General features: G+C 62.8%; 22 protein-coding genes. 8 read left to right on the top strand and 14 right to left on the bottom strand.

The window, feature by feature from the left end:
* Nucleotides 1-123: 123 nt before the first annotated feature.
* The 4 genes from AC1DXN_RS19515 to adhP form a co-directional block, all read right to left on the bottom strand.
* On the bottom strand, nucleotides 124-570 hold the full coding sequence (locus AC1DXN_RS19515; protein WP_477275362.1) for a pyridoxamine 5'-phosphate oxidase family protein: 447 nt from the start codon (nucleotides 568-570) through the stop codon (nucleotides 124-126).
* 30 nt (nucleotides 571-600) lie between these two features.
* Nucleotides 601-855 carry a lipoyl domain-containing protein gene (locus AC1DXN_RS19510; RefSeq protein ID WP_477275360.1) on the bottom strand — a complete coding sequence of 85 codons (255 nt, stop codon included), beginning with the start codon at nucleotides 853-855 and terminating at the stop codon, nucleotides 601-603.
* Between the two features lie 161 nt (nucleotides 856-1,016).
* Nucleotides 1,017-1,448: a potassium channel family protein gene (locus tag AC1DXN_RS19505; protein ID WP_477275358.1), complete on the bottom strand. Its 432-nt coding sequence runs from the start codon at nucleotides 1,446-1,448 to the stop codon at nucleotides 1,017-1,019.
* 109 nt (nucleotides 1,449-1,557) lie between these two features.
* Nucleotides 1,558-2,631, bottom strand: coding sequence for an alcohol dehydrogenase AdhP (gene adhP / locus AC1DXN_RS19500; RefSeq protein WP_477275356.1), 1,074 nt, complete (start codon nucleotides 2,629-2,631; stop codon nucleotides 1,558-1,560).
* A gap of 148 nt (nucleotides 2,632-2,779) precedes the next feature.
* Between adhP and AC1DXN_RS19495 the strand changes: the two genes are divergently transcribed.
* Nucleotides 2,780-4,300, top strand: a complete 1,521-nt coding sequence (locus tag AC1DXN_RS19495) for an aldehyde dehydrogenase family protein (RefSeq protein ID WP_477275355.1) — start codon at nucleotides 2,780-2,782, stop codon at nucleotides 4,298-4,300.
* Between the two features lie 267 nt (nucleotides 4,301-4,567).
* On the opposite strand, the gene AC1DXN_RS19490 is transcribed toward AC1DXN_RS19495, so the two are convergent.
* From AC1DXN_RS19490 to AC1DXN_RS19445, 10 genes are all read right to left on the bottom strand, one after another.
* Nucleotides 4,568-5,551, bottom strand: coding sequence for a beta-ketoacyl-ACP synthase III (locus AC1DXN_RS19490; protein WP_477275353.1), 984 nt, complete (start codon nucleotides 5,549-5,551; stop codon nucleotides 4,568-4,570).
* Nucleotides 5,548-6,813, bottom strand: a complete 1,266-nt coding sequence (locus AC1DXN_RS19485) for an adenosylmethionine--8-amino-7-oxononanoate transaminase (RefSeq protein WP_477275351.1) — start codon at nucleotides 6,811-6,813, stop codon at nucleotides 5,548-5,550. Before AC1DXN_RS19485 ends, AC1DXN_RS19490 begins: the two co-directional genes overlap by 4 nt.
* Entirely contained in the window at nucleotides 6,813-7,448 is a 636-nt protein-coding gene (gene bioD / locus AC1DXN_RS19480) for a dethiobiotin synthase (protein WP_477275349.1), read from the bottom strand. Before bioD ends, AC1DXN_RS19485 begins: the two co-directional genes overlap by 1 nt.
* Entirely contained in the window at nucleotides 7,445-8,584 is a 1,140-nt protein-coding gene (locus AC1DXN_RS19475) for an 8-amino-7-oxononanoate synthase (RefSeq protein ID WP_477275347.1), read from the bottom strand. The genes bioD and AC1DXN_RS19475 overlap by 4 nt, the downstream gene beginning before the upstream one ends.
* Nucleotides 8,581-9,582 carry a biotin synthase BioB gene (gene bioB, locus AC1DXN_RS19470; RefSeq protein WP_477275401.1) on the bottom strand — a complete coding sequence of 334 codons (1,002 nt, stop codon included), beginning with the start codon at nucleotides 9,580-9,582 and terminating at the stop codon, nucleotides 8,581-8,583. Before bioB ends, AC1DXN_RS19475 begins: the two co-directional genes overlap by 4 nt.
* 102 nt (nucleotides 9,583-9,684) lie before the next feature.
* Nucleotides 9,685-10,539, bottom strand: a complete 855-nt coding sequence (gene nadC / locus AC1DXN_RS19465) for a carboxylating nicotinate-nucleotide diphosphorylase (RefSeq protein ID WP_477275345.1) — start codon at nucleotides 10,537-10,539, stop codon at nucleotides 9,685-9,687.
* Nucleotides 10,539-12,080: an L-aspartate oxidase gene (locus AC1DXN_RS19460; protein WP_477275343.1), complete on the bottom strand. Its 1,542-nt coding sequence runs from the start codon at nucleotides 12,078-12,080 to the stop codon at nucleotides 10,539-10,541. The genes nadC and AC1DXN_RS19460 overlap by 1 nt, the downstream gene beginning before the upstream one ends.
* Nucleotides 12,077-13,051: a quinolinate synthase NadA gene (gene nadA / locus AC1DXN_RS19455; RefSeq protein WP_477275341.1), complete on the bottom strand. Its 975-nt coding sequence runs from the start codon at nucleotides 13,049-13,051 to the stop codon at nucleotides 12,077-12,079. The genes AC1DXN_RS19460 and nadA overlap by 4 nt, the downstream gene beginning before the upstream one ends.
* Before the next feature lie 66 nt (nucleotides 13,052-13,117).
* On the bottom strand, nucleotides 13,118-14,089 hold the full coding sequence (locus tag AC1DXN_RS19450) for an NUDIX hydrolase (protein ID WP_477275338.1): 972 nt from the start codon (nucleotides 14,087-14,089) through the stop codon (nucleotides 13,118-13,120).
* A gap of 150 nt (nucleotides 14,090-14,239) precedes the next feature.
* On the bottom strand, nucleotides 14,240-15,232 hold the full coding sequence (locus AC1DXN_RS19445; RefSeq protein ID WP_477275336.1) for a LacI family DNA-binding transcriptional regulator: 993 nt from the start codon (nucleotides 15,230-15,232) through the stop codon (nucleotides 14,240-14,242).
* Between the two features lie 206 nt (nucleotides 15,233-15,438).
* Between AC1DXN_RS19445 and AC1DXN_RS19440 the strand changes: the two genes are divergently transcribed.
* The 7 genes from AC1DXN_RS19440 to AC1DXN_RS19410 all read left to right on the top strand — a co-directional run bounded on the left by AC1DXN_RS19440 (nucleotide 15,439) and on the right by AC1DXN_RS19410 (nucleotide 21,182).
* Nucleotides 15,439-16,386, top strand: coding sequence for a sugar ABC transporter substrate-binding protein (locus tag AC1DXN_RS19440; protein WP_477244150.1), 948 nt, complete (start codon nucleotides 15,439-15,441; stop codon nucleotides 16,384-16,386).
* Nucleotides 16,387-16,514: 128 nt separating this feature from the next.
* Entirely contained in the window at nucleotides 16,515-17,633 is a 1,119-nt protein-coding gene (locus tag AC1DXN_RS19435; RefSeq protein WP_477275335.1) for an ABC transporter permease, read from the top strand.
* Between the two features lie 2 nt (nucleotides 17,634-17,635).
* On the top strand, nucleotides 17,636-18,436 hold the full coding sequence (locus AC1DXN_RS19430) for an ATP-binding cassette domain-containing protein (RefSeq protein WP_477275333.1): 801 nt from the start codon (nucleotides 17,636-17,638) through the stop codon (nucleotides 18,434-18,436).
* A gap of 74 nt (nucleotides 18,437-18,510) precedes the next feature.
* Nucleotides 18,511-19,257, top strand: a complete 747-nt coding sequence (locus AC1DXN_RS19425) for a TIM barrel protein (RefSeq protein ID WP_477275399.1) — start codon at nucleotides 18,511-18,513, stop codon at nucleotides 19,255-19,257.
* 28 nt (nucleotides 19,258-19,285) lie between these two features.
* Nucleotides 19,286-20,308 (top strand): Gfo/Idh/MocA family oxidoreductase, encoded by a 1,023-nt coding sequence (locus tag AC1DXN_RS19420; protein WP_477275331.1) that lies wholly within the window; start codon nucleotides 19,286-19,288, stop codon nucleotides 20,306-20,308.
* 28 nt (nucleotides 20,309-20,336) lie between these two features.
* The gene (locus AC1DXN_RS19415) at nucleotides 20,337-20,621 is read left to right on the top strand and encodes an RpiR family transcriptional regulator (RefSeq protein ID WP_477275330.1); all 285 of its coding nucleotides are present in this window, start codon (nucleotides 20,337-20,339) and stop codon (nucleotides 20,619-20,621) included.
* Between the two features lie 357 nt (nucleotides 20,622-20,978).
* Nucleotides 20,979-21,182, top strand: coding sequence for a M20/M25/M40 family metallo-hydrolase (locus AC1DXN_RS19410; RefSeq protein ID WP_477275328.1), 204 nt, complete (start codon nucleotides 20,979-20,981; stop codon nucleotides 21,180-21,182).
* Nucleotides 21,183-21,214: the final 32 nt, after the last annotated feature.

Here is a 21,214-nt window from a genome sequence, read left to right as displayed (position 1 = left end):
CTGTTGGACCTCAGCGTCAACGGCAAAAGTCGCTGCATTGATGTATCTGAGCGATTTCTACATCTGCGTCGACCCGCCCGTCGCTCTTCGACAGTGGCGATGTTTTGAGGCACTGAAAACTGCCTACTCGCTTGCTTCCCGGCCCGACACCTGCTCGACGAGGATGCGGAAGAATACGTGCGGCGTGCTGTCCGACACCGGAGGCGTCACCGGTTTGAGGGCGCCGGGCTCCCACCAGTCGGCGTGTTTGCTAAGCATCGTCCACGCATGGTCGCGCTCGAGCTTGTGGCCTAGCCGGTCGGGCAATTCCTCGTAGCGGCCATCAACAACCACACTTCTCCAGCCCCGCCCTTCACCGCGTTCGTCGACCTGGACGGACACCAGTGGGTTGGCGCGTATCCAGTCGATCTTCTTGCCAGGCATGGAAAACGCGTAGAGATGATTGTCGGCGTACGCATAGTGCACGGGCACAACATACGGCTGCCCGTCCTTGGCGCACGCCAGGCGGGCCACACGATTGGCCGTCAGCATCTTGGTGCATTCCAGGGCAGAAAGTGCGCGGATGTGCATCGTGCGATCTCCTGCCAGGGTTGAGCGTCCTCAGCCAGCCCTTAGCCTGTCATCCAATGTCGCGAGCACCGAACCGGGTTCGATGACGGCATTGGCTGCCGCAACAATCGTCGCTCGCCCGCTTACTGGCGCGACGATCTCGTGCAGCGCGTCTTCAATTCGAACTTCCGCGATCCGCTCGCCAACCTTGATTGTGGCACCGCTGGCGATGAACCATCGCTCTACAATGCCCTCAGGCAACATGCTGGACGCCCATAGCGCTTCATCGACCTTGATGTCCTGCATCGTGGTTCTCCTTCAGGCGGGAAGCATAGTCCACTCGCCAAGGCGATCTTTGATCATGATCAAGGAGCCGGATTGGCGTTCGCTGGCGGCTACGATCGGAAAACCGAGCTTGCATCTCGCGGTCGGTGAGGCCTTGCATTCGGTGGTGGTTTGAACGGCAATCAGAAATGCTCCCCCGCCCTGAACGGGCCGATTCGGGTCCCCGCAGCGATCAGGTAGGCCGTCGACCACCCAATGAGCAGAAATCCGTTCACGCCCTCCAGTGCCGCCAAGACGCGCCATGCGTGAGCGGGTACGACGTCGCCATAGCCGACCGTTGAAAAGGTAATGGTCGAGAAGTACAGCGCGGTCTCGAAGTCGGCGAAGATATCAAGCAGCCGGTACAGCCCGGCCCAGAGCCAGATCTCGGTTGTCATGACGGCGAAGAGCCCCATCACGACGCTGATCATTGCGACCGTGCGGCTGTGACGCCCGTGCATGCGAAACCGGGCCACGAGATATCCCATCGCATGAGTAACGGCGATCAGACCAAACGTATGGACCAGGACCGTCAGACTGATGACGACGGTGCCGATGAGCAGATTGAGGATCATGCGCGGGAACGTAGACGCTGCTGATGCCCCGGTCCTTGTGCGAGATCAATCCCGGTGCCGGCGGCCTAGCCTCGATTGAATCGAGATGCTCGGCCGCCGCCGGATGTCGTTAGGCATATGCAGCTTCGGTCTTCCTAGCGCTCGTCTCTATCGGCGCGGTGAGGTCCAGAACCACACGGCCCTCGATCTTGCCCGCCTTGAGCCGCGCGAGGACCGCGTTGATGTCGCTCAACGGGACCTTGGTGATTTCAGCGTGCACCTTGCCCTCGGCCGCGAAGGCAATGGCCTCGTCGAGATCGCGTCGTGTACCCACGATTGATCCGCGCAAGGTAATGCGCTTCAGCACGACGTCGAAGATCGGGGTCGGAAATTCTCCGGCCGGAAGACCGACAAGAGCGACCGTACCCTTGCGGCGCACCATGCGCACGGCCTGGGAGAAAGCCGGTGGCGATACGGCCGTCACCAAAATGCCGTGCGCGCCGCCGCCCGTCGCCTTGAGGACGTCGGCCACTGCGTTTGGTGAGCCAGCATCGATCGCGACGTCCGCTCCGGTCGCTCGTGCCAGAGCGAGCTTGTCCGGCGTGATGTCGAGAGCCACAACCTTGAAGCCCATCGCCTTGGCATACTGGACCGCTACATGGCCGAGGCCGCCGATGCCCGAGATCGCCACCCATTCGCCCGGACGTGCCTCGGTCTCCTTCAATCCCTTGTAGGTCGTGACGCCGGCGCACAGGATCGGGGCTATCTGGGCGAAATCAACGCCGGCCGGAAGTCGCGCGGTGAAGGCCGCCGATGCGATGACATATTCGGCGAAGCCGCCATCGCAGCTATAGCCGGTATCGTGCTGATGCTCGCACAGCGTCTCCCAACCGGTCTCGCAATATTCGCAGCTCAGGCAGGCGTCGTGCAGCCAGGCTACGCCGACCGGATCGCCCTCCTTGAAATCTGTCACACCCGGCCCGAGCGCAGCCACGACGCCCGCCACTTCATGGCCGGGAATGAAGGGCGGCACAGGCTTCACCGGCCAGTCGCCGGAGGCGGCATGCAGGTCGGTGTGGCAAACACCGCAGGCGATAACCTTGACGAGCAGTTCACCTGGGCCCGGTACGGGCACCGGCACATCCTCGATCGTAAGCGGCTTGCCGAATGCCCGTACGACGGCGGCCTTCATCGTCTTGACCATGATCCAACTCCTTTGTCGATGAAGGCAGACTAAGCATCGGGGTGGAAGGTGGCTTTGACCGAAATCAATGTGCGGATCGGGGCAGGGCGTAAAGCTGGGGTTTCCGTGACCCTGGGATGTTCCCGGGCTTCAAGACAAGGAAGTTGCCATGTCCCAGCACGCCCTCGAACTCGTCCGCTCCAAGGGAAACATTCCGGCCCGCTACGGCAACTTCATCGGTGGGAAATGGGTCGCGCCGTTGGACGGGCAGTACTTCACCGACTACAGCCCGATCAACGGCCAACGCCTCGTCGAGGTGGCGAAGTCGACGCCTGCGGACGTCGAAGCGGCACTCGACGCGGCCTACAAGGCCAAGGACGGCTGGGCACGCATGGCACCTGCCGAGCGGTCGCGTCTGCTCAACAAGGTCGCCGACCGCATGGAGGAGAATCTCGAGTTGCTGGCGCTGGCCGAAACGCTGGACAACGGCAAGCCGATCCGCGAGACGCGGGCTGCCGACGTGCCACTTGCCATCGATCATTTCCGGTACTTCGCTGGTTGTATCCGTGCCGACGAAGGCTCGATTTCCACAATTGACGACGACACTGTCGCCTATCACTTCAAGGAGCCGCTGGGCGTCGTCGGCCAGATCATTCCCTGGAACTTCCCGCTGCTGATGGCGGCCTGGAAGATTGCCCCGGCGCTTGCCGCCGGCAATTGCACGGTGATCAAACCGGCCTCCAACACACCGCTAACGCTCTTGATCCTCGCCAATCTTACCGCGGACATCCTGCCGCCCGGCGTGCTCAACGTTGTCACCGGCCCGGGCGGATCGGTCGGGCGGGCGATCGCCGCCAATCCGCGCATTTCCAAGGTGTCGTTCACCGGCGAGACGACGACGGGGAGGCAGATCATGGGGTATGCGGCAGAGCACCTGATTCCGCAGACCATGGAATTGGGCGGCAAGTCGCCGAACATCTTCATGGCCGACGTGATGGATGCCGACGACGAATTCTTCGACAAGGCGCTTGAAGGCTTTGCCCTTTTTGCTTTCAACAAGGGCGAGGTCTGCACCTGCCCATCGCGGGCGCTCGTCCAGGAATCGATCTTCGACAAATTCATGGAGCGCGCGGTGGCCCGCGTTGCAAAGATCAAGGTCGGCGATCCGCTCGATGCCGCGACGCAGATGGGTGCGCAAGCCTCCGAGGATCAATTGACCAAGATCCTGGACTATATCGAGATCGGCAAGCAGGAGGGCGCCAAATGCCTGACTGGCGGCGAGCGCGCCCATCTCGGTGGCGACCTGGACAAGGGCTACTTTCTGAAACCGACCGTGTTCAGCGGCGACAACAGCATGCGGATATTCCAAGAAGAGATTTTTGGCCCGGTGCTGTCGGTTACGACGTTCAAGACCGTCGAGGACGCGATCCGTATCGGCAATGATACCATCTACGGTCTGGGCGCCGGCGTCTGGTCGCGCAACGGCAACGACGCCTACAGGGTAGGGCGCGGCATCCAGGCCGGGCGGGTGTGGACCAATTGCTACCACGCCTATCCCGCCCACGCAGCCTTCGGCGGTTACAAAGCTTCCGGGTTCGGGCGGGAAAACCACAAGATGATGCTCGACCACTATCAGCAGACAAAGAATCTACTAGTCAGCTACTCGACCAAAGCGCTGGGATTCTTCTGATCCTTGATCTGGCCCCTGGAGGGTGGCGCTGGATGCGCCATCCACCCCAAGGCCGCCAAGACGTGAGGTAATTGATTTCGGATGGGGCAATTGATTTTAATACCACAGCGGTTGTGCGGGACCATACGGAACGATACGGGAAGACTTCTAATTTTGGCCCACGAAAAACCCAATGAAATCAATGACTTTAATATGCCCTCCGGGCCCACCAAAATATCCGCGCAGCATCAATTGGATATCGATACCTGCAACCGGCTAGGTAGTTGGCTAAACCCCGACGACGAGCGCACCGCCGCTGAGACCCGCACCGGCCGCCGCCAGCAGGATTTTCTCGCCAGACCGAAACGGCTCCGTCTGATTGGCCAGCGACAGCGACAGCGGGATCGTCGCGGCGGAAGAGTTGCCGTAGTCGGCGATCGTCTTGACGATCGCATGGTCGGCAATGCCGAGGTTTCGCCCGACCGCATCGAAAATACGAGCATTCGCCTGATGCGGAACGAACCGCCCGATGTCCTGTGATCGCACTGCGGCAGTGGCAAGTGCGCTTATCGAGCAATCGGTCATCATCTCGACAGCCTTGGCGAACACTTCGCGGCCGTCGGTCATCGTCATGCGGGTTTGTCCGAGATCCAGGCCGCCATGAAACGGGATGTTGCTTCCGCCCGCCGGGATCTGGATCAGCCCGTAGCGCGAGCCATCCGAATCCACGGAGGCGCCGAGAATCCCCCGATCAGCATCCTCGCATGGGCCAATCACCACGGCGCCGGCGGCATCGGCAAAGAGGACCGAGCTGGCGCGCTCGGCCGGATTGATGCGGCGGCTGAGGATGTTGGCGGCAATGACAAGGGCCGCCTTACCTTGCAGGCGGGTGAAGCCGTCGGCGAACATCAGCGCGTAGATGAAGCCGGCGCAAGCGCCGGTGAGATCAATCGCACCGGCACGGCCCAGTCCCAGCCGATGTGCGACCAGCGGCGCGCTCGGTGGCAGGAGATGATCGGGCGTCGAGGTGGCGAGCAACAGAAGACCGATGTCGCTGCGGTCAATGCCGGCGTTGGCTAGCGCCATGTCGCCGGCTTGCGCGGCAATGCCCGACAGCGTGTCTTCGCCCGTTGCCCAGAAGCGCGAACGAATTCCGGTGCGCCGCTCGATCCAGCCAGGTTCGAGCCCGAGATTGTTCTCGATTTCGGCATTCGCCACTTTGCGCCCAGGCGCATGATGGCCAAACCCGAGAATGCGCGACGACCTGCTCATGACTTTGAGCCGAAACGTTCGCCGGCCTCCTCGATGGCGTCATAGAGCCGGTCGAGCTCATCGCCGGTGATGCAATAGGGCGGCAGAAGGTAGAGGACATTGCCGAGTGGGCGTACGAGCAGGCCGCGCTCAAGGAAGAAAGCGCGCAGCTTCGGCCCGATCTCGGCCAGATAGCCGGCAGAGCCTGCGCGCAAATCGAGCGCCGTGATCGTGCCTGTCACCCGGCTGTCGGTAAAGAACGGATTGTCACGAAAGCGCCGGAGTCCGGCGGCCTGCATCGCGCTCAAGGTCGCGATCCGCTGGGCCACCGGCTCGTCGCGCCAGATCTCGACATTGGCGAGGCCGGCCGCGCAGGCAATCGGATTGGCGGTGTAGGAACTCGAGTGGAAAAACGTCTTCTTCCGGTCCGTCGAATAATGGGCCTGGAAGATGGTGTCGGTGGCAAGCGTGGCCGCCAGCGGGATGGCGCCACCGGTCAACCCCTTCGAGGTGCACAATATGTCCGGAGAGATGGACGCCTGCTCGCAGGCAAACATGGTCCCGGTGCGCCCCCAGCCGGTCATCACCTCGTCGGCGATCAACAAGGTGCCGGAGGCTTCGGCGGTCTTCTTCAATTCCGTCAGAACCCAGGCCGGATACATCAGCATGCCGCCGGCGCCGAGCACCAGCGGCTCGACGATCAGCGCGGCGGCGCGCTGGTCGCGGCTGACGGCCTCGAAACGATCCAGCGTTTCCTGCTCGCGCCCGGCGGCCGGGAAGGGGATGGTGTCGACCTCGAACAGCAAAGGCTCATAGGCGGCGTTGAACACACCGCGGGCACCGACGCTCATCGTGCCGATCGTGTCGCCATGATAGCTGTGCTCCATGACGACGATGCGCGAGCGCGGTGCGCCGATGTTGCCGAAATAGCCGAGCGCCATCTTCAGCGCGACTTCGACGGCGGTCGAGCCGCTGTCGGAATAGAACACCCGATCGAGCCCGGCGGGAGCGAGGCTGACAAGCGCCCCGGCCAGGCGTTCTGCCGGCTCGTGCGTGAAGCCGGCGAAGATGATCTGGTCTAGGCTCGACGCGGTTGTCTCGATGGCCTTCATGATGCGAGGATGGCGATGGCCATGGGTGACGACCCACCAGGAGGAAATCGCGTCCAGGATGCGGGAGCCGTCGGCCTTGTGGAGGTAGGCGCCTTCGGTCAAGACGATTTCAGGGATCGCCGGCTCGAGCGCATGCTGGGTGAAGGGATGCCATACACGGGACTGCGACATCATTCGCCTCCGGTAATCGAAGCAAGGTCGAAGCCGGCAGTCATCGCGTCCCTCAGTGTTTTAGACGTCAGCAGGTCGAGGTGCGGCAGCCTGCCGAGTTGCGGCACGCCGCCGAATTCCACGATGGTCCTCTGCGTATCGGCTACCTCGTCGCCAATGAAGGCGATGCCGATGAGCGGGATGGAGCGCGCCCGCAGGACCTCGATCGACAGCAAAGTGTGGTTGATGGTGCCGAGCGCGGTGCGGGCGCACAGAATGACCGGCAGCTGCCATTGTTCGAATATGTCGATGAACCTTGTCTGCCGGTTGAGCGGCACCATCAGCCCGCCCGCACCCTCGATGACGAGCGGTCCCGGCACGGCGGGCACCGACAGGTCAGCCGCCTCGATCGAGACGCCGTCGATCTCGGCCGAACGATGCGGCGACAGCGGACTCTGCAGGCGATAGGCTTCCGGCAGCACGCGCCCCGACGGCAGGCCAGCGAGCCGCGCAACCACCTCGCTGTCGGTCTCGCCGTCGAGGCCCGATTGCACCGGCTTCCAGTAGAAGCAGTCGAGCAGGCCGGCGAGTCCGGCCGAAAATACTGTCTTGCCAATTCCGGTGTCTGTTCCGGTGACGACGATGCGCGTGGTCATTCTGTGCCCAACACCTCGACGAGCGCCTCGACCATGGCGGAAATGTCGGCTTCTCCGATATTGAGCGTCAGTGAGATGCGCAGGCGCGCCGTGCCCTCGGGCACGGTCGGCGGACGAATGCCGCGTATATCGAAGCCGCGAGCCTGCAGTGCCGCCGCCACCGCCATGGTGCGCCCGACGTCGCCGATGATAAATGGCTGGATCTGCGAGCCGCTCGGCGCCACGCCACAGCGCTCGGCCAACTGCCGGCCGGCGAAGGCGACACGCCCGTGCAACTGAGCACGACGCATGGGCTCGTCGGACAGAATGGTGAGCGCCTCACGCGCAGCGACCGCCATCAGCGGCGATGGCGCGGTGGCGTAGATGAATGGCCGGCACCGGTTGACGAGATAGTCGCACAGCGCTCGTGGAGCGGTGACGAGCGCGCCGGACGCGCCAAGCGCCTTGCCGCAGGTGTGGAGCGCGACGATGTTGTCGCGGCCCTCGAAGGCGGCGGCGAAGCCGCGTCCGTCCGGTCCCCAGACGCCTGTGGCATGCGCCTCGTCGACGAGGATGAAGGCCTCGTGCCGATCGGCAAGCGCGACGAGGCTCTCCAGCGGCGCGCGGTCGCCGTCCATGCTGTAGAGGCTTTCGACCGCGATCCAGACGCGCCCCATTCCGCCTTCGGCGCGCCAGCTTGTGATCGCGTCCTCGACGGCGTCGACGTCGTTGTGCGCGGCCAGCCTGGCCTCGGCGCGCCCGGCCTGCGCGCCCTCATGCATGCTGGCATGGGCGAGTTCGTCGAGGACCAGCAGGTCGCCCTTTTGCGGCAGCGCGGTCAGCAGGGCGAAGTTGGCGATGTAGCCGCTGCCGAAGAACAGCGCGCGTTCGGCGCCGAAGAATGCCGCGGCGTCTGCCTCCAACTGCTCATGCTCCGGTGCATTGCCGCGCAACAATCGCGACCCGGTGGCGCCGACCGGCGTGCCCCGCGCAATCGCCGCCGCAACCGCTTCGCCAAGTCTTTTGGAGGCGGCAAGCCCGAGATAGTCGTTCGACGAGAAGTCGAGCCCAGTGCGCGGCGCAAGCGTCCGCAGGCGATCCTTGCGCGCCAGTCCGCGCAAGGATGCGTCATACCGGGCGAGAAGTGCTTCGTTCATTGCGCCTCGCGTTCCATCGGCGCGATGCCGAGGCGGCGGAACAGCAGAGTATCCTTGTCCTCGCCGGGATTGTCCGCCGTCAGCAGCGTGTCGCCGACGAAGATCGAGTTGGCGCCGGCAAAGAAGCACAGCGCCTGCATCTCGTCGGTCATGGCGGTGCGGCCGGCCGAAAGTCGAACATGCGATTTCGGCATCATGATGCGCGCCAGCGCGATCACGCGCACGAATTCGATCGGCTCGATGGGTTTAGCCTCGGCAAGCGGGGTGCCCTCGATCGGGATCAGCATGTTGATCGGAACGCTTTCCGGATGCTCCGGCAGATTGGCCAGCGTCACCAGCATGTCGATCCGGTCCACGGGCTCTTCGCCCATGCCGACAATGCCGCCGCAGCAGACCTTGATGCCGCTGTCGCGGACATTGGCGAGTGTATCCAGCCGGTCGGCGAACGTACGGGTCGAGATGACCTCGCTGTAGTAGCGTTCCGACGTATCGATGTTGTGGTTGTAGTAGTCGAGGCCCGCCTGTTTGAGACGAGAGGCTTGCTCAAGATCGAGCATACCGAGCGTCATGCAGGTCTCCATGCCCAGCGCCTTGACACCTTCGACCATCGCCACGACCGCATCCATGTCGCGCGCCTTGGGATTGCGCCACGCAGCACCCATGCAGTAGCGGGTGGCGCCGGCGTCACGTGCCTTGGTCGCCTCGGCGATGACGCGCCTGACCTCCATCAGCTTCGACGCCTTCAACCCGGTTTCGTGATGCGCCGACTGGCTGCAATAGCCGCAATCCTCCGGGCATCCGCCTGTCTTGATGCTGAGAAGCCGGCTCAACTGGACCTTGTTGGGATCGAAATTCTGGCGGTGAACGGTTTGCGCCTGAAACAAAAGGTCATTGAAAGGGGCGTCGTGGAGCGCCCGAGCCTCATCCAGGGTCCACAACCGGCGGCCGTCGAAGGCTTGATCTCCAGGCAGGGTCTTTTCCGAAATCGCTGCGTGCATTTCCATGCTGTTCCTCTTGCGTTTTGGCGACGTAGGCGCCCTTGAGCCTGACGGACCGCGTCGAGAAGTGACCGATCGACCGCCGATGGTCAGGTCCGAAGATCAAATCCCCCAGTAGTCGAGACCGATATCGAGGATTGGCGCACTGTGAGTCAACCAGCCGATGGAGATCAGGTCGACACCGGTCGCGGCGACGGCCGGCGCCGTCGTGGGCGTTATCCGGCCCGACGCCTCGGTAATCGCTCGCCCGGCAACCATGGTCACCGCCTGGCGAAGCTCGTTGATCGACATGTTGTCGAGCAGGACGGCGTCGGGGGCAAGCGCCAGGGCCTCTTCCAACTGGGCCAGCGTATCGACCTCGACTTCGATCTTGACGAGATGGCCGACACCGCTTCGCGCGCGCTCGATTGCAGGGCGAATTCCGCCGGCGATGGCTATGTGGTTATCCTTGATCAGGATCGCGTCGTCGAGGCCGAAACGGTGATTGGAGCCGCCACCGGCGCGCACGGCATATTTTTCGACCGCCCGCAATCCGGGTGTCGTCTTGCGCGTGCAGGCGATCTTTGCACCATGCCCGCGAACCGCCGCGACGACCGATGCGGTCGCCGTGGCGATGCCACTCAGATGGCAGAGGAAATTGAGCGCCGTCCGCTCCGCCGTGAGTATGGCCCTGGCCGGACCGCTCACCGAAGCAATGATCTCGCCTTGCATGACCTCGCTGCCGTCCGCACGACACACGGTCATGTCGATGTTCTGGTCGATGAGCCGGAAGGCGAGCATCGCCAGATCGAGCCCGGCGACAGTTCCAGCCTGGCGCGCCAGAAGCACGGTTGTGGCCTGACGGTCCTTCGGCACGACCGCATCCGAGGTCAGGTCGCCAGCTCTGCCGAGGTCTTCGAGAAGAGCTGCCCGCACCAGCGGCTCGAGCATGATTGCGGGCAGTGGGGATAGGTTCATCACGCGACGCCTTCCAGCATTGGGGAGGATTCGAATTCCCGTGCTGCGGCAATGGCCGCGTCGAGCGTAATTTGGGAACGGCGGGCGCCGGCGGCATGGAGGGGGAAGTCCGTCCGGAAATGAGCTCCGCGGCTTTCCTGGCGCAGCAAGGCGGCAACGGTGATCATCAGCCCGACGGCGGCGGGATCGGACGCAATGTCATGTCGCAGCAACAGCGGCAGCAAGGCCCGCGCGGCCTCTTTCAACCCTTTGCCATCTCGCATGACGCCGAGGGCACGTGACAGGAGAGGGCGCACAGGCCTTGGATCTGGCGCGGGCAGGTCAAAGGCCATCGCTGGCTCCCCGCGGTGCCCAAGCGAAGCGGCTACACTCTCGGCGACCCAGCGCGCGCAAACGATGGCTTCGGTCAGCGAGTTGCTGGCAAGCCGGTTGGCGCCGTGCAGGCCGGTCGAGGCGACCTCGCCGCAAGCCCAAAGTCCGGGAACCGATGTGCGCCCGGCCAGATCCACGGTGACGCCACCCATGTGGTAATGCTGGGCCGGTCGGATAGGGATGAGATCACGCCCCGGATCGATGCCGGCCTTGCTGCAGGCTAAGGCGATCGTCGGGAACTGCCGCGCGAATGCCAGGCCGGGCTTTTCCCGCACGTCGAGGAAGACGCGATGGCCGTCGGCAAGATGTCGCCAAACGGCGCGCGCGACGATGTCGCGCGGCGCGAGTTCCGCCCCTCGCACGCCGTCGAGAAAACGCCGCCCTGTCTCGTCGACGATCATTGCGCCTTCACCGCGAACCGCCTCGCTGATGAGCGGCATCGGGCGGCCCGGCCCGTCAAGCGCGGTCGGGTGGAACTGGATGAACTCCAGGTCGGCAAGGACAGCACCCGCACGCGCTGCAAGCGCCAGACCCTGTCCGCAACTGCCCAACGGGTTGGTTGAGTCATGAAACAGGCCGCCGATCCCGCCCGTGGCGAGAACGACCCGTGCAGTGGCGAGGAACACCGGACCCGTCGAACAGTTCGCCAGCACCCCGGCGACCCCGCCGTCCTCCACGGCCAGCCGCCGCGCTTCGATGCCCTCGACGACTGCTATTGTCGGCGTGGAACGCACGGCAGAGACCAAGGCGCGCATAATCTCGCGCCCGCTGCCGTCGCCGTCGGCATGAACGATGCGCCGCCGGCTGTGCGCGGCTTCCAGTCCGAGACGCAGAACTCCGTCGGGTGTCCGATCGAAACGAACCCCAAGGCGCGCCAGGTTCTCGATCGCGGCGGGCGCGGCGTACACGATGCGCCTTGCTGCCTCCGCATCGCAAAGGCCGTCGCCTGCGGCGAGCGTGTCGGCAAGATGGAGCGCCGGTTCATCATCGTCGCCCATGCTGGCGGCAAGCCCGCCCTGCGCCCACGCGCTCGACGCGTCCGCGCCAAGCGGCGATCTCGACAGGAGAAGTACCGGCTCAGGCGCCAGATGCAATGCAGTCATCAGTCCGGCTATGCCACCACCGATGATGACCGGCCGCCCGGCGAGATCGCGGACGTCCATGCTCATACCGCCAGCATCCGCTCGACGGCCAGACGCGCGCGCCCGGCAATCTCCGGCTCGATGGTTACGACATGGCGGTTCTGCTCGAGCGCCGCACGAATGTTTGCGAGCGTTATCCGCTTCATGTGCGGGCACAAATTGCAGGGCCGGATGAACTCGACCTCTGGGTGGTCGACCGCTACATTGTCGCTCATCGAGCACTCCGTCATCAGCACGACGCGAGGCGGTTTTTGCCGCCCGACATAGTCTGACATGGCGGCGGTCGAGCCGGAAAAATCGGCCTCGGCCACCACTTCGGGCGGACATTCGGGATGCGCCAGCACCGTCACGCCTGGATGGTCCTCGCGCAGCTGACGGATGTCGGCCGGCGTGAAGCGCTCATGCACCTCGCAATGCCCTTTCCAGGCGATGATCTGCACCTCTGTCTGGGCGGCGATGTTCTGGGCCAGATACTCGTCCGGCAGCATGATCACCCGGGGAACACCCAGCGACTCGACGACGGCTTTGGCATTGCCCGAGGTGCAGCAAATGTCGGACTCAGCCTTCACTGCGGCGGAAGTGTTGACGTAGGTGACGATTGGCACGCCCGGGTAGCGCTGCCGCATGAGACGGACATCTTCGGCGGTAATGGAATCGGCGAGCGAGCAGCCGGCTGCCGTGTCTGGGATGAGCACCGTCTTTCGCGCGTTAAGCAACTTCGCCGTCTCGGCCATGAAATGCACGCCGGCGAGCACGATGACATCGGCTTCCACCGTCATGGCCTTGCGGGCAAGCGCCAGGCTGTCTCCGACGATGTCGGCGACACAGTGGAAGATTTCCGGCGTCTGGTAGTTGTGCGCCAGGATAACGGCATTTCGCTGCCGCTTCAGTTCGAGAATGGCGTCGATATCATCGGTGAATGCCGGCCATTCGATTGGTGGGATGACCCGCCTTACCCGATCATAGAGCGCGGCGGCACGTGAGGAACCGGTGAGCATGGTCAGCCTTCTTATGCTCCAAATGAGTATAACGAAGGCATATGCTTAACTTGAGCATAAGGATTGTCAAGCGCGTGAAAGTGGCAATTTCGCCCCTGCGACAGTTCGCTCCGCCAGAATCGTCTGGCGGAAGCGGAAACGCTTCGCCGGGCGCCCCCCTGTGTCGGACATTGTCTCGCCCGTCTCCTCGATCAGATCCTGCTGGTCGATGAGACGCCGGAAATTCTGCTTGTGAACGAGCCTGCCGGCGAGTGCTTCAACGGTGCGTTGCAGTTGCAGCAGCGTGAATGCCGGCGGCATCAGTTCGAACACGACGGGGCGGTATTTGATCTTGGTTCGAAGCCTGGCGATGCCCGTCGCCAGAATACGGCGATGGTCGGCGATCATCGGCCAGCCGGGGACAGATAGCGGGCTGCCATTGTCCGACCGGCGTGTGGCTTCAGCCACCAGCTCGGCTTCATAGAGCAGTTCGTATCGCTGCAGGACGAGTTCCTCGTTCCAGCCGCGATCATCCAGGCCAAAGGCAAATTCCACGCGTTGCCGTCGATCGCCGCGCATGTTCCGGGCCTCGGCTTCATCAGCCCAGGCCAAAAGTCTAGGCATGAGCGTATCGGCCAACATGGGCGGCACGCCGGCACGGTGATCTTCCCATGGAAAATACTGATACCAGCCTTGCCAACCATGCGTTGGGGAACGTTCTGCCTGCTCTTCTCGCGTCAAGCCAAGATAACTGATCGAGATCACTTGCTGAACGCCCTTGCCGCCAATCCTATCGCGATCGGCGAACGTATAGAGCTGTTCTATATAGCCTAGCGGATGACCGGTCTGCCGCTCTACCCACGCCCGCAAACCCGACTGCAAGGAGCGATGGTCGAATTCAAAAGGGCCAGACGGCAAAGCGTCCGCGTGCCCGATGGTCAGCACGCGTGGTTCACCGTCGGTCACCGCGATCACAACGGCGATCAGATCTGCACTGACGGCCCGGCTCGGATTGTCGCTTGCAGCCTGCCTTGTCGCCTGTGATGTGTTGTCTTGCATGGGGGTCGATGGAATTCTGATGTGAAGGCGCTCGAATGGGGCAAGCCGAGCGAAGGTGAACTGCCGCACGCCGCCCGTCAACGTGCATCACAGAAGGATGGGGACTCTATCCTTCCCTGAGGCCGGGAATGCGAGCTGATACGGCTCCAGTCAGCTGGACGTCCGCACGATCAGCCGGCCCGGCAAATAGGTTGTTACTTTCTCGCGGTGGCCGAGAAGCATGGCGATCATGACGTCAACCATTTCGGACTCCGGCTGCTCATAAGTCGTGAGGTCGTAGGTCGGGGATCCTGAAAACGCGGTGTTGTCGAAACCGACGACGGCAATGTCCTGCGGTATTCGCAACGCGTACTCGCTGCGGATCACGTCCATGGCGCCGAATGCCAGCGCATCGTTCTCGCACATCAGCACATCGATGCGTTCTTCTGGCAGAGTCCTCTCGAGATAGGCACGCGCCGCATCCGCGCCGGCATCGACGCTGTAGCGCTCGGCCGAAATTTCCATCAGCTCGACATCACGCTCCCGACGCCAGAATTCCTTGAATTTGCGCCGCCGCCCGAGTGCCGTCGACAAGGTTTTCCGCCCCGCCATGAAACCCGGTCTCCGATACCCCCGCGCCAGAAGGTGACGGCCGATTTCCTCCATGGCGATATCGGTATCGCAAGTGATCGCCGGCACGCCCTCGATCTGGCAGTCCCTGGCCACGACGAAAAGCGGTGCGCCGTCAGGCCCGAGTTTCCGATCGTTCAAGGTCTCGTCACGAAAAGCGGTGCCGAACAGAACGATCGCATCGACCTGGCGCTGATCGGCGTTGAGGATTGCGTGGATGTGATTGTAGTGGTCGTTGATGTTGATCAGGACCGCCAGCAGCCCTTCCGCCTGCAGCCCCAAGGTCAGCTTTGCCAGGAAGGGCAGCTTGTGGGGGTTCTCGAAGTCGTCGACGAGAACCGCGACCTGATGCGTCAGGTTGGTGGCGAGACTGCGTGCCAGAAGGTTAGGCCGGTAGTTGAGTTTCTCGGCGGCGGCCAGCACCTTTGCCTTGCTCGCTTCCGTAATCGACGCGCCCTGCGTGAAGGCCCGTATTACCGTCCATTTGGATACGCCGGCTTCCGCTGCCACATTCTGAGCCGTCGCCCGCTTCATGTCCGAGTCTCCTGCTTTCGGAATGTATATTCCATATTCTCATAACTCGAAATGAACAGTTGATTTTTCGACAGGACAATTTATAAGCCATGCAGTTTGCTACCGGTAGCAAGAAAGTTTGCACCCGGTAGCAGGCGCGCCGTGTGGGGCGCAACAATCGTGCTCGTGCCAGGAGGCGCGGGGCATTCTTTGGGAGGAGTTCTGAAATGAAGTCGTTTCTTCGCAACATCATGCTTGGTGTGGCATTCGCGGGCGCGCTTGGTGCCGCTTCGAGTGTCGCCTCTGCCAAGGACATTTCCATCATCGCCGTGACCCACGGCCAGGCCAACGATCCTTTCTGGTCCGTGGTCAAGAACGGCATGGCGGCAGGCGCCAAGGATGCAGCCGTCCATATCGACTATCGCGCACCGGAAACCTTCGACATGGTGGCCATGAGCCAGCTCATCGATGCGGCGGTCAACCAGAAGCCGGACGGTCTGATCGTCTCGATCCCGGATTCTTCGGCCTTGGGGCCGTCGATCCAGAAGGCTGTTGCCGCCGGCATTCCGGTCATCTCGATCAACTCGGGCTCCGACGTTTCGAAGTCGCTGGGTGCGCTCCTGCATGTCGGTCAGGACGAATACAGTGCCGGCAAGGCAGCCGGCGAAAAGCTGAAGGAATTGGGCGGCAAGGTCGCAATCTGCGTCAATCAGGAAGTCGGCAACGTAGCGCTCGACCTGCGCTGCAAGGGCTTCTCCGATGGTTTTGCAGGCAGTGCCACGGTGTTGCCGGTTTCCAACGATCCGGCTGACGTCCGGGCAAAGGTGAAGGCCGCGCTCAGCGCCAATGCTGAAGTCGACACCATCATGGCACTCGGTGCCAGCACAGCCGGCGAGCCGTCCCTGGCCGCTGTTGCCGATGCCGGCATGACCGGCAAGGTCAAGGTCGCGACCTTCGACCTTTCGGCAGACTTCCTGAAGGCTGTCGCGGCCGGCGATGCTGCCTTTGCCATCGATCAGCAACAGTTCCTCCAGGGCTATCTGCCCGTGGTCTTCCTCGCAAACTATGCGAAGTACGGTCTGATCCCCGGCGGCAATGTGCCCTCCGGTCCGAACCTGATCACCAAGGACAAGGCGGCGCAGGTCGTCGAACTCTCGGCTCAGGGCATCCGCTGATGCACCACTGCTGAAACACGTGATCGTCGACAATCCCTCCCCGGTTTCGGGGAGGGCCTTCGGCTGGCGAAGCGGGCGACGAGGGTTGCCCGCGGTGCTTCGGCAACTGCAATCCATTGGGAGGTATCATGACTCCGGAACAGAAAGCCGCGGATGCGGCAAAATCCGACGAGCGGCTCAGGCAGGTGGGAATTCTCACACAGCTGATGCGTCGCCCCGAGCTCGGTGCCGTTGCCGGTCTCGTCCTGGTGGTGATCTTTTTCTTTTTCACTGCGGATCGCTCCATGTTTTCGCTTTCAGGCGCGATGACGATCCTGGCTCCAGCGTCGCAATTGGGAATTCTCGCCGTCGCCGCCGCCCTGCTGATGATCGGTGGCGAGTTCGATCTGTCGATCGGTTCGATGGTGGCTTTCTCCGGTCTGATCTTCGGTGCTGCATTGACCAATTTCGGTCAGCCCGCCTGGATGGCCATCATCTTCACGATGCTGCTGGCCGGCGCCATGGGCGCGGTCAATGGGCAGATCGTCATCAGAACCCGATTGCCGTCGTTCATCGTGACGCTTGCATTCCTCTTCATTCTGCGCGGCTTGACCCTCGTTGGTCTCAAATGGGCGACCGGCGGCTCGACACAGCTTCGCGGGATAAATGACCTCGTTGGCGACGGACCTCTGAGGCGCCTGTTCTCCGGGGTTGCCTTTCAGGATCTCTTCAGCTGGCTCGCTGCACACGGCCTGATCGAAAAATTCGACAATGGCGTGCCGAAGGTAACCGGCGTTCCGGTGTCCGTCGTCTGGTTCATCGTCGTTGCCGGTGTCGCCACATGGGTGCTGTTGCGCACCCGTATCGGCAACTGGATCTTCGCTGCCGGTGGCGATCCCAATGCGGCGCGTAACTCCGGTGTGCCGGTCGATCGTGTGAAGACCGGGCTTTTCGTCCTGACGGCATGCGCCGCAGCGCTCGTCGCGATCATCACCGTGCTCGATGCCGGCTCGACCGACGCGCGCCGCGGCTTCCAGAAGGAGTTCGAGGCAATCATCGCCGCCGTGATTGGCGGATGCCTGCTGACGGGCGGCTACGGCTCGGCGATCGGCGCCTTCTTCGGCGCGATCATCTTCGGCCTTGTTTCCATCGGCCTGACCTACACCAAGTTCGACTCGGACTGGTTCCAGGTGTTCCTCGGCTCGATGCTGCTGCTGGCCGTCCTCTTCAACAGTTTCATCCGCCGCAAGGTGACAGGGGAGCGTTGATCATGGTTGAGAGCAAAGTTGAAACTGCCCCTCCGGTCATCGAAGTCCGGGACATCGTAAAACACTACGGTTCCGTCATCGCACTTTCCGGCGTCTCGATGAAGGTGTCGCAAGGCGAAGTCCTGTGCCTGCTTGGCGACAACGGCGCCGGAAAATCCACCCTGATCAAGACCCTTTCGGGCGTGGTCCGCCCGTCCAGCGGCGATTTCCTGGTCGATGGCAAACCGGTCGCTTTCACCAGCCCGCGTGACGCGCTCGATGCCGGTATCGCGACCGTCTACCAGGACCTGGCGATGATCCCGCTAATGTCGATAACGCGCAATTTCTTCATGGGTCGCGAGCCGCTCAGGGGCTTTGCGCCGTTCCGCCACATCGATTTCCGTCATTGCGACCAGGTGACCCGCGAGGAGATGCACAAGATCGGCATCGATGTTCGTGACCCGAGCCAGGCGGTGGGTACGCTTTCGGGCGGCGAGCGGCAATGCGTGGCAATCGCACGAGCGGTCTATTTCGGCGCCAAGATCCTGATCCTCGACGAGCCGACATCGGCGCTCGGCGTCGCCCAGACCTCGATGGTGCTGAAGTATATCCATCAGGTGCAGCAAAAGGGCCTGGGCGTGATTTTCATCACCCACAACGTCCGTCACGCCTTTGCGGTCGGCGACCGCTTCACCGTTCTCAACCGCGGCAAGACGCTCGGGACCTTCGAGAAGGGAGCGGTCTCCATCGAGGAACTGCAGAACCTCATGGCCGGCGGCAAGGAACTGCAGGTGCTCGCCGGCGAACTCGGCGGCACAGTCTGACCCCGAAAAATCAGGAATCGACCTTGACCACGACAACCACATCATCGCCATTCACGCTCGCAGTCTGTGCCGAGATGGTGTTTCGCTCGCTGCCGGTGCTCGAGCGTCTGAAGCGCATTACCGAGCTCGGCTTTCAGGCTGAGATCTGGGACTGGACGAAGCACGATATCGCCGCGATCGCGAAGTCCGGGGCCATTTTCTCCTCGATGACCGGCTATGTGACGGGCACGCTTGCGGACGATGCCGGCGCGGACGAGCTTCTGCGCACGGCGGGGCTCTCGATCCCCGTTGCCAGGGAGCTGAACTGCCCGCGTCTCAATCTGCACGGCACCGGGCTCGACGGGCAAGGCTTGCCCATCGTTAAGTCCGAATTTGTTTCCGGGGCCATGTGGTTGAAGGCCGCCGACACGCTCAGGCGGATCGCCGATCTCGGAGAAGCGGAGGGCGTCACTTTCGTCCTCGAAAACCTCAACGAAGCCGTCGACCACCCGAAGACGCCGTTCGCCAAGGCGGCCGACACGATTGCGCTGGTGGCCGCCGTCAACAGGCCGTCGCTGAAGCTCAATCTCGACCTCTACCACGCGCAGATCGGGGAGGGGAATCTCATCGAGCTGTGCCGTCAGGCGTTGCCCCATATCGGCGAGATCCAGGTTGCCGACGTTCCCGGCCGCAAGGAGCCTGGGACCGGCGAGATCAATTATCCGGCGATCGCCCGTGCACTGAACGATATGGGTTATCGCGGAACGATCGGAATGGAGGCCTGGCCGTCGGGCGACGACGAACTGGCGCTCTCGCGCTTCCGCAACGCCTTCTCAATCTAGCCAGACAAACAGACTTCAGGAGTATTGCATGCCCAGCCATCGTCCCGTGAACATCGGCCTCATCGGTGCCGGGCGCATTGGATCTTTCCATGCCGAAAGCATCGCCCGTCGCCTCGTCGACGCCGATCTCGTCGCCATTGCCGACCCGGCCCCCGGCGCCGCCGAGAAGCTGGCCGCCAGACTCGGTGCGCCAAACGCCTATACGAGCGTTTCGGAACTTCTCGCCAATCCCGAGATTGAAGGCGTCGTCATCGCGACACCGGCGCGCCTCCATGCCAGCGTCGTCGTCGAGGCGGCGAAGGCCGGAAAGGCGGTGTTCTGCGAAAAGCCGATGGCGCTGACGCTCGAAGATGCGGACCAGGCGATCGCTGCTACTGCGGCTGCGAAAGTGCCGCTCCAGGTCGGCTTCAACCGGCGCTGGGACCAGGCCTTTCACGAGGGCCGCGCCGCCATCGACGCCGGCAAGGTCGGCTCGGTCCAACTGTTGCGCTCACTCACGCGAGACCCCGGCCCTTACGGCGGTGACCCGGCGAAAACGCCGCTGTGGACGATCTTCTACGAAACGCTGATCCACGACTTTGACACGCTTTTGTGGCTCAACCCGGCCGCGAAGCCGGTCGAGGTCACGGCCATCGCCGACGCGCTGGTACGCCCGGACTTCGCAGACAAGGGTTTTCACGACACCGCTGTCGTCACCATCCGCTTCGACAACGGTTCGATCGCCGTCGCGGAAGCGAATTTTTGCGCCATGTACGGCTACGATATCCGCGGCGAGGTCTTCGGCTCTGGCGGCATGGTGACGATGGGCGATGTACGTCGCTCCTCCATGACGCTGTACGACAAGAATGGTGTCTCCAACGATACCTGGCGGCGCGACACCGACCACTTCGTGCACGGCTACACGGCGCAGCTCGCCTCCTTCGTCGAAGCCACGAGGACCGGCACCGTTACCGGCCCAACCGGCAAGGACGCCCGCAACGCGCTCGCCATCGCGCTCGCCAGCATCAAATCGGTCTCGGAGCGACGGACAGTCCAACTTTCAGAAGTCTGACAGACAGCTATTGGGAGGAGTGAAACGAATGCCAAGACATCTGCGCGTTTTGGACACTCCGCCTCTGAGTGTTGAGGAGCTGAGGCGAGTGATCGCAATGCGGCAGGTAACCTTTCCTCACAGCGTTGAAATCGTTGCTAGGAAGGTGCTCGCCCAACCGGAGCTTATGGCCTTCGAAAGTGCCCCCCGGATCGCCAAGCACATCGGCGTATCCACCTCCACCGTGATCCGCTTCGTCACCCATATCGGGTTCCGCAACTTTGCCCAGGCGCGCGGTATTTTCCAGACAGAGCTTCGGCGTCGTTTGAGCTAGAAGCGATATTGGGCGGCAGGAACTCAACGTTGCCGCACCGATTGCCAAAATGCCTGCTGATCCGGTCACCAGATCAGCCGCACCCGGGCTTGTTGCGTCACCGCGATTTCTGGTAGCCGTTCCGCCCAAAGGCTTTCACGAGCCCGCGCTCTGATTTACCTCTGCGTCGATCAATTGAGCTACCGCGCCAAGCAGGTTCTCCCGCAGTTCTGAAGTGCCGAAGGTGATGGCCTGGCCATAAGCGCCATCTATCAGAAGTGCGAGCTGACCGCCAAGGCGCACCGGGGAGCGAGCTCCCATCGCGGCGCTCAATTCGCGCCGACTCTAGTCGATCTGGTGCGGCGGAAGGCGCAACAGTTGGGCTACAGCCATCGCGACCTGCCGAGCCAGGCCGGTCACGATGCCTATTTCATGGCGCGCATTTGTCCGACCACCATGATCTTCACGCCGTGCAAGGACGGCATTACCCACAACAATGCGGAGTTCACGACCAGGGATGAGATCGCGCCCGGTCTCAACGTGCTGCTCCACGGCGTTGTGGCGCACGCCGATCGGGCTTGACCAAGCCAAGGCACTGACATGATTTGCCTCTA

The sequence above is a fragment of the Mesorhizobium sp. P2_H9 genome (assembly GCF_056403215.1).
This window is presented reverse-complemented; position numbering and strand designations above follow the sequence as displayed.